Source organism: Synechococcus sp. EJ6-Ellesmere, assembly GCF_024345875.1.
Lineage (GTDB): Bacteria > Cyanobacteriota > Cyanobacteriia > PCC-6307 > Cyanobiaceae > Regnicoccus_A > Regnicoccus_A antarcticus.
The window spans coordinates 1-7,381 of record NZ_JAGQBY010000156.1 but is presented as its reverse complement, the minus strand read 5'-3'; the positions used below and the strand labels follow the sequence as shown (position 1 = coordinate 7,381).

Here is a 7,381-nt window from a genome sequence, read left to right as displayed (position 1 = left end):
AGCAGCGCCGTTCCCAGCGCCAGCAGCCAGAGGCTGGCGCTGGAGGCCTGCCCTGCCAGCTGAATGCCGTATTGCTGCTCGAAGCCCAGGGTGGCGAGCAGCAGGATCACGAACCAACTGGGGTGGATGCGCAGCGGGATGCCGCTGATCTTGAGGAGCTGCCAACCTTCACCCACGCGGTCCTGTCCTGCCGATGCCCAGGCAGATCCCGGGCGGTCTTGCTCCGATCCTAGAAAGGGTGGTCATGACCCTTCTGTGGTGCTCTCCACCCTGTTGAAGATCTGTGGTCTGCGTCAGCCGGCCCAGGCCCAGGCGGTTGCTGAGCTTGGGGTGGATGCCGTGGGGGTGATTGCTGTGCCCTCCTCCCCACGTTGGCTGGCCCCCGATCAGCGGCTGGAACTGTTTGAGGCGATGACCGCCGGCCGCCCTGGCTGCCGGGGAGTGCTGGTGCTGGCGGATCCCGGCGACGAGCTGGACTCGCAACTGGATCCAGCCCATGGCCACCAGGTGCTGCAGCTGCATGGGAGGGAGTCCCCCGCCCGCTGCAGGGAGCTGGCCGAAAGGACAGGCTGCACGATCTGGAAAGCCCTGAGGATTGGCCGCCCCGAAGATCTCGAGCGAGTCAACGATTATGGCGGCGTGGTGGAGGCCGTATTGCTGGATGCGTGGGTTCCAGATCAGCTGGGAGGCAGCGGTCAGCGCATCCCCCCCGCTTGGTTGGAGGGGTTCAAGCCTGGTCTGCCCTGGTGGCTTGCCGGTGGCGTGGGACCAGCCAACGCCGCTGAGCTGGTGGAGGCCTTTCACCCCGATGGACTCGATGTGTCCAGTGCGGTTGAGCGCGCACCAGGCGAGAAAAACCTCGATCTGGTGCGCGCTCTGGTGGACGTGGTGAAGGGATCAGCCGCAGCAGCGAACTGAATTCACTGAGATCAGGTGCTGAGCAGAGCCTGCTGCTGCTTCACCAGTTCGAAGAATTCATGCTTGAGGCTGGGGTCGTGGCGGAAATCGCCCCGCACCACTGAATTCACCATGCTGGTCTGAGGTTCTTTGACCCCACGCCACTTCATGCAGTAGTGCTGCGCTTTGACCAGGATCGCCAGGCCCTGCGGCTTGCACAGACGCTCGATCTCATCAGCGAGGATCATCACAGCTTCCTCCTGGATGTGCGGGCGTGAGAAGACCCAATCCGCCACTCTTGCGAACTTGGAGAGCCCAATCACCCGATCACCGGGCTTGATCCCGATCCAGCAGTTGCCCAGGATTGGCACCAGGTGGTGGGAACAGGCCGAACGGATACTGATCGGTCCCACCGTGTAGATCTCATCGAGCTGCTTGACGTTGGGGAAGCTGGCGATCTTCGGTTGTTTATGGTAACGACCCTTAAATACCTCGTGAAGATACATCCGAGCTACGCGCTCGGCGGTTTCCTCTGTGTTGTGATCGTTGTCGATGTCGATGACGAGGCTGCGAAGCATCTCTCGCACTTTCCCTGCCACCTCGATCTCCAGCTGGTCGAGTTCTCCCTCGAGCAGGTGATCAGCAACGTTGTCGTTGGCGAAGTAGGGGACACCAGCCTGCATCAGGCGCTCGCGAATGCGCGCACTGACAGGACCTGGGGCCGCGTCGGGTGTGATCGACCTGGAGCGAGGGGTGGAGGGGATGGTGGATGTCATGAAAGACTCAGAAAGCGCCAGAGGCGGGCATGAGGGTCAGGTCCTCCACCACCTGGGACGGAGGCTGCTGGGCAAGGAACAGCAAGGCTTCCGCGGCTTGATCAACATCAAGCATGGCACGGCGATCGAAGGAGCTGTGGACGGTTTCCGTCACCCAAAGGGGGGTGTCGACCGCGCCGAGGGTGAGGGTGGAGACGCGAATGCCATGGCTGCGTTCCTCGGCTGCAAGACAGCGGCTGAAAGACTCCAGCGCCGCTTTGGTGGTGCAGTAAGCACCCCATTCCGGGAATGCATTCCTGGCGGCATGGCTGCTCACATTGATGATCAGGCTTGATGCCTGTTGGCGTAATCCAGGCAGGACCGCCTGACAGACCTGGAAAACACTGGTGAGGTTGAGTTGAAGCAACCATTGCCATGAGCTCAGTTCCATGGTAGCGAGCTCACCGGTGTAAGCGGCCCCGGCATTGTTGATCACCACCGTGGGCTGAAGTCCGCGGCTCAGCAGATCGCTCAGGTGGCCTGGAAGGCTCTGGGGATCTGTGAGATCCGCGACCACCCATTCAACTCGCCTTCCGGTGGTCCGCAGGGGAGCAGCGACAGTCTCGAGATCACTGCCGGAGCGCGCCAAGAGAAGAAGATCCCAGCCAGCAGCCGCGAAACGGCTGGCAGCGGCTGCTCCAATGCCCCTGGAGGCACCGGTGATCAATACAGAAGCCAAGAGGATCGCGTCTCGATGCGAATGTTAAGGGTTTGCAACAGATTCTGTGGCCTCTGGATCCAGGATCCGCCCCATCCGCCGGAACTTGGCATAACGCTGCTCCAGCAGGTCGGCCTCGCTGAGCTGGCCCAGGTCCTGAAGCTGCTGCACCAGGGCGGAGCGCAGGGTCTCGGCCGCCTGGAGTGGAGCCCAATGGTTCCCACCGGAGGGTTCACTCAGCACCGTGTCGATCACCCCCAGCTGCAGCAGATCATTGGCAGTGATGCGCAAGGCGGCGGCGGCAGCCGGGGCCTTGGCCGCATCCCGCCAGAGGATTGAGGCGCAGGCCTCTGGACTGGCCACGGTGTAGACGCTGTGCTCGAACATCAGCAGGCGGTCGGCGACACCGATTCCAAGGGCACCGCCGGAGCCCCCTTCACCGATCACCGTGGCGATCACCGGTACCCGGAGGCGGAACATCTCACGCAGGTTCACGGCGATCGCTTCACCTTGCCCCTGCTCTTCGGCGAGCACGCCGGCATAGGCGCCAGGCGTGTCGATGAAGCTGAGGATCGGCAGACGGAAGCGATCGGCATGCTCCATCAGACGCAGAGCCTTGCGGTAACCACCCGGGGAGGCCATTCCAAAATTCCGGGCCACGTTCTCTTTGGTGTCGCGGCCTTTCTGGTGGCCGATCAGGACGACCCCCTGGTCACCGATACGGCCGACACCGCCCACCAGGGCCTGGTCATCGGAGCCGCGGCGATCTCCGTGCAGCTCGAACCATTCATCGGTGATCACCTGGATGTAATCCAGGGTGCTCGGCCTTTGGGGGTGGCGGGCCACCTGGATCTTCTGAGCGGGGCTCAGAGACTGAAAAATCTCTTCTCTCCGGCGGGCCGCCAGGGTTTCCAGTTGCAGCAGCTGCTGACTGACATCGACCTCCGAATCTCTGGCCAGCTGGCGGATCTGATCGATCTGATCCTCCAGTTCCACCAGGGGTTTTTCGAAATCGAGCAATGGGCGGCGGGCCATGGTGTGGGAGCGGGATGGCTCTGGGTGGGATCAGTGCTGGAGTCGTGGAGATTGTCGCGGGATGCTGGGATGATCGATCAGATGGCCGCCAGCTGAGGCCGCGGAACCTGGTTGAGGCCGATTGAGCGGAAGCCGTGACGCAGGGAGGCAGCCCCGATCAGCTCCATGTTGGCCAGGGTGATGTTGTTGCGGCCCCAGCTGAAGTTGGTGTGCAGGCCCTCGAACTCCAGCAGCATGGCTTCAGCGAAACAGGCGAAGAGCTGGCGCCTGGGATTCTCCATCTCAGCCACCTGCATCATCTGCCAGCCGATGTCCTGCCAGAACTCGACGATGCCCCCCTTGATCACGTGGACGCCGGCACCAGTCACCTTGCTGTCGAGATTCTTGGGGTAGCCGCCATCGATCATCAGGCAGGGTGACTTGAGGCTGGCCGGATCGATGCTGAGGCCCTGGGGCAGGCTGGCCACCCAGACCACCACGTCGGCTTCAGGCAGCGCCTCCTCAAGGCTGAGAATGCGGCCGCTACCCAGTTCGGCCTGCAGATCGAGCAGGGGCTGGGGCTGGCGGGCCACCAGCAGCAGCTCACCAACCCCGGTGTTCTGGCTGAGCCAGCGGCAGACGGCACTGCCAATGTCGCCGGTGGCCCCAACCACGGCCACCTTGGCCCGGCTCAGGTCGATGCCGAGGGCCGGTGCACTGGTTTTGGCCTGCGGGGCGATCACCCAGGCGGTGTGGGTGTTGCCGGTGGTGAACCGCTCCCACTCCAGAGCGGTGCTGCGGATCTGCTGATTCTTGAGCAGATTGAAATTCTCGAAGATGATCGAAGTGAACCCTCCCAGGGCGGTGATGTCGATCCCGCTCTTCTGGGCCAGCTCCATGGCGTTGAGCACTTTACGCCGGGCTGTCTTGAATCGGCTGAGCATTTCGGGCACGAACACCGAATCGATGTAGGCACCCTCGATGGTTTTGCCCGTCGGGCTGGTGATGCTGACATTTTCCACCAGCTGAGGTGGAGCCACGCACCAGAGGTCGAGGTCACCGTCGGCGTATTCGGGAAAGCCCAGCTCAAGGGCCTTGCTCCGAGCCTGCTCGAGGCTGGTTGAGTGACCAATCAGACCGAACATGCAGCTGTGGCGGGGCGGAATGGAGACGGCTGTGGCCGACGACACATCCTGCCATGCCTGCAGGGCTCAGCCCAGCAGCGCAGCGGTGGCCATCTTGGCGATCTCTCGTGTAGTGAAGCCGATGTCAGTAAGGGCCTCCTGGTACGAGGTCATGAAGTCAGCCATCAGGTCTTCCTGGTCCATGTGCAACACGGCGGCATCTCCAGCCACCTGCTCCAGCATCTTGCGCACCAGCGGCAGGTTGACTCGATTGGCTTGCTCCAGTTCCCCACGGGAGGACTCCAGGTTGGCCTTCAACCATTCCTGGCCGTAATTGAGATGGGTGTATTCATCCTTGACCACACCCTCAGTGATTTTGCGGGCAAAGGGATCAGCAACAGGAATGTAGATGTGGTAAGCCGAGATGGCGAAGGCTTCGATCAGGATGGCTTGAATCAGTAGACAGGTCACCACTTTCCCTTCGGCCAGGGCCGCCTGAAAGTTGCCATGCAAGGGTGAGAAGAACTCCTTGGCAAAGTCCATGTCGGCAATCACCGACAGATTCTTTGCGCAGGCTGTGAATCCCTTCTTGTGCTTGAGCTCCATGCGGGCCAGTCTCTCCAGTTCTTCTGCCTGATCGGGAATCAGGTGGCCGAGGGAGATGTAGTTGTCGTGAGCTTCCTGCTCGCCCTCGATGACGATCGCGTTGATCCGGCTGTAAGCGTCTTTGTAGATGCTGCTGCTGAAATCAGGCAATCCGAGATCCTGCTCAACGCTGCCGCCAACAGCCATGGTGGCGGAGGCAGAGGCGGTTTCGCTTGCGGCGATGGTGGTCTCAAGACTGGGCATGGCGTTGCCGGCGAAGTGATCAGTGCTGGCGACTGTAACCAGGCCTGCCGGAATTGGTTCAGGGGCGCGGCGGCCAGGGACTGGAGAGCAGATCCCCCAGAAGCGTGACCCAACCGTCCACCAGGGCTGTGCAGAGAGCTTTCCCCAGAGCTGCGTCGGCGCCACGGGCATCACCGACCACCCCGCTGGCGGAGAGATCGGCGGTCAGCCAGGCGGTGGGGACGGCCCCCTCCAGGCTCCAGCCCGCTGGGGGCGCCGGATCAGGTTGACCCTCCCGGGGCCGCTGCGGCCCCACCAGTTCCGGAGCCAGATGCAGCATCAGGCTCGTTTCGGCCAGGGCCGCATGCAGTCCCTCGCTGCGTTCCGGCTCGGGCAACAGCGCCGCCACCCCTGGAGGACCGCTCCAGAGGAAGCAGGGCATCACCGCCAGGCGGGGATGGGCAGCCCGCAACTGCCGTGCCGCCACCTGCAGCAGGGCGATCTGGCCGCCGTGGGCGTTGAAGAGCACCAGGCGCTGGAACCCGGCCCGGGCCAGGTCGGCCCCCACGGCCATCACCACCTGGAGCAGAACCTCCGCCGGCAGGCTGAGGGTGCCGGGGAAAGCGCCGTGCTCGGGAGAAAAGCCCAGCTGGAACAAGGGCAGCCGCCAGATCGGCAGCTCCGCGGGCAACCGCTCCAGCACAGCCTGCAGCACCCGTTCGGCAAAAATTGCATCGGTGCCCAGGGGCAGGTGCGGACCGTGCTGCTCCACGGCCCCGAACGGCCAGATGACCGTGCTGCCCGGCCGGGACGCGGCCTCCTGGGCCGCGATCCAGCTGAGCCCTTCGAGGGCGTGCTTGGCAGGTGCTCCCATCCGCTCCACGGGTTGATCCTTACAGTGTTGTGCTGTCAGATCACCCTGGGCCATGGCTGGATCGCAGCGTCCCGTTCCTCCTGCAGGCCCCCGCTCCAAGCCGGCGGCTCCGACCCGGGCGGAGCCGCCGTTGCGCAAGCCCCCCCAACTGATGTATCTGAGCCGAAAGGAGGAGGAGGACCAGGATCAGCCGGCCCCCACCACTGATCAGGCCGGAGTCAGTGCGCCCGAGGGTGCCACTTCACCTGCAGCACCACGGCCAGCCTCTCCTCCCCAGGCCAGAGGATCTGGCACCAGTGATGACGAGCGCTTCGAGACGGCCAGCCTTGAAGGCATGACCATGGCCGACCTGATGGGGGCCGCCGATGGCGCCTCCCGCCAGGGCCGCTCCAGCCGCTCCGCCGGCGGCGCCCCATCAGGGACCACCCCCTCCCGGCCAGTCCGCACCGTCGACGACTTCGACTTCGATGAGGACGCCTTCCTCGCCGCGCTCGATGAAAACGAGCCTGTGGGCGCCACCGGCGATGTGGTCACCGGCACGGTGATCAGCGCAGAGAGCGATGGGGTTTACATCGACATCGGCGGCAAGGCGCCGGGTTTCATGCCCAAGGCCGAAGCTGGCCTCGGTGTGATCGGCAACCTCAAGGAACGCTTCCCCAAGGGCCAGCCCGTGGAGGTGCTGGTCACCCGCGAGCAGAACGCCGATGGCATGGTCACGATCAGTGCCCGGGCCTTGGCCCTGCGCCAGAGCTGGGAGAAGGTGAAGCAGCTCGAGGCCGCCGGCAAGGTGGTGCAGGTGAAGGTGAGCGGTTTCAACCGCGGCGGGGACACCTGCGACCTGGAGGGCCTGAGGGAATACATTCCCCGCACCCAGCACCAGAACGGCGAGAACCACGAGCAGCTGGTGGGCACCTCCTTTGCTGTGGCTTTCCTGGAGGTCAATGCCGACACCCGCAAGCTGGTGCTCTCTGAGAAGCGGGCCGCCAGTGCTTCCCTGCTGGCGGAGCTGGAGGTCGGCCAGCTGGTCGATGGTCAGGTGGTGTCGGTCAAGCCCTATGGCTTCTTTGTGGATCTCGGCGGGGTGAGCGGTCTGCTGCACCAGTCGTGGATCACGGGCGTTCACCTGCGCGACCTCCGTGAAGCCTTCAGCCAGGGGGAGCGGCTCAAGGCC

General features: G+C 63.9%; 8 protein-coding genes. 2 read left to right on the top strand and 6 right to left on the bottom strand.

What is annotated here, in order from left to right; genetic code table 11:
• Positions 1-258 precede the first annotated feature (258 nt).
• Complete coding sequence (locus KBY78_RS14495; RefSeq protein WP_315856676.1) at positions 259-918, top strand: phosphoribosylanthranilate isomerase; 660 nt, start codon at positions 259-261, stop codon at positions 916-918.
• An 11-nt stretch (positions 919-929) separates the two neighbouring features.
• Here the strand turns inward: KBY78_RS14495 and folE are convergent, their stop codons facing one another.
• The 6 genes from folE to KBY78_RS14465 form a co-directional block, all read right to left on the bottom strand.
• Positions 930-1,673, bottom strand: coding sequence for a GTP cyclohydrolase I (gene folE / locus KBY78_RS14490; RefSeq protein ID WP_037979660.1), 744 nt, complete (start codon positions 1,671-1,673; stop codon positions 930-932).
• 7 nt (positions 1,674-1,680) lie between these two features.
• Positions 1,681-2,391 carry an SDR family oxidoreductase gene (locus KBY78_RS14485; RefSeq protein WP_255144205.1) on the bottom strand — a complete coding sequence of 237 codons (711 nt, stop codon included), beginning with the start codon at positions 2,389-2,391 and terminating at the stop codon, positions 1,681-1,683.
• A 24-nt stretch (positions 2,392-2,415) separates the two neighbouring features.
• Positions 2,416-3,405: an acetyl-CoA carboxylase carboxyltransferase subunit alpha gene (locus KBY78_RS14480; RefSeq protein WP_006171082.1), complete on the bottom strand. Its 990-nt coding sequence runs from the start codon at positions 3,403-3,405 to the stop codon at positions 2,416-2,418.
• Between the two features lie 77 nt (positions 3,406-3,482).
• The gene (locus KBY78_RS14475) at positions 3,483-4,529 is read right to left on the bottom strand and encodes a long-chain acyl-[acyl-carrier-protein] reductase (RefSeq protein ID WP_255144204.1); all 1,047 of its coding nucleotides are present in this window, start codon (positions 4,527-4,529) and stop codon (positions 3,483-3,485) included.
• Between the two features lie 66 nt (positions 4,530-4,595).
• Positions 4,596-5,300: an aldehyde oxygenase (deformylating) gene (locus tag KBY78_RS14470; RefSeq protein WP_255144209.1), complete on the bottom strand. Its 705-nt coding sequence runs from the start codon at positions 5,298-5,300 to the stop codon at positions 4,596-4,598.
• Positions 5,301-5,415: 115 nt separating this feature from the next.
• Positions 5,416-6,210 (bottom strand): creatininase family protein, encoded by a 795-nt coding sequence (locus KBY78_RS14465; protein ID WP_006171085.1) that lies wholly within the window; start codon positions 6,208-6,210, stop codon positions 5,416-5,418.
• A gap of 52 nt (positions 6,211-6,262) precedes the next feature.
• On the opposite strand from KBY78_RS14465, the gene KBY78_RS14460 reads away from it, so the two are divergent.
• Positions 6,263-7,381 (top strand): S1 RNA-binding domain-containing protein (locus KBY78_RS14460; protein ID WP_255144203.1); only part of this gene is annotated, 1,119 nt, incomplete at its 3' end.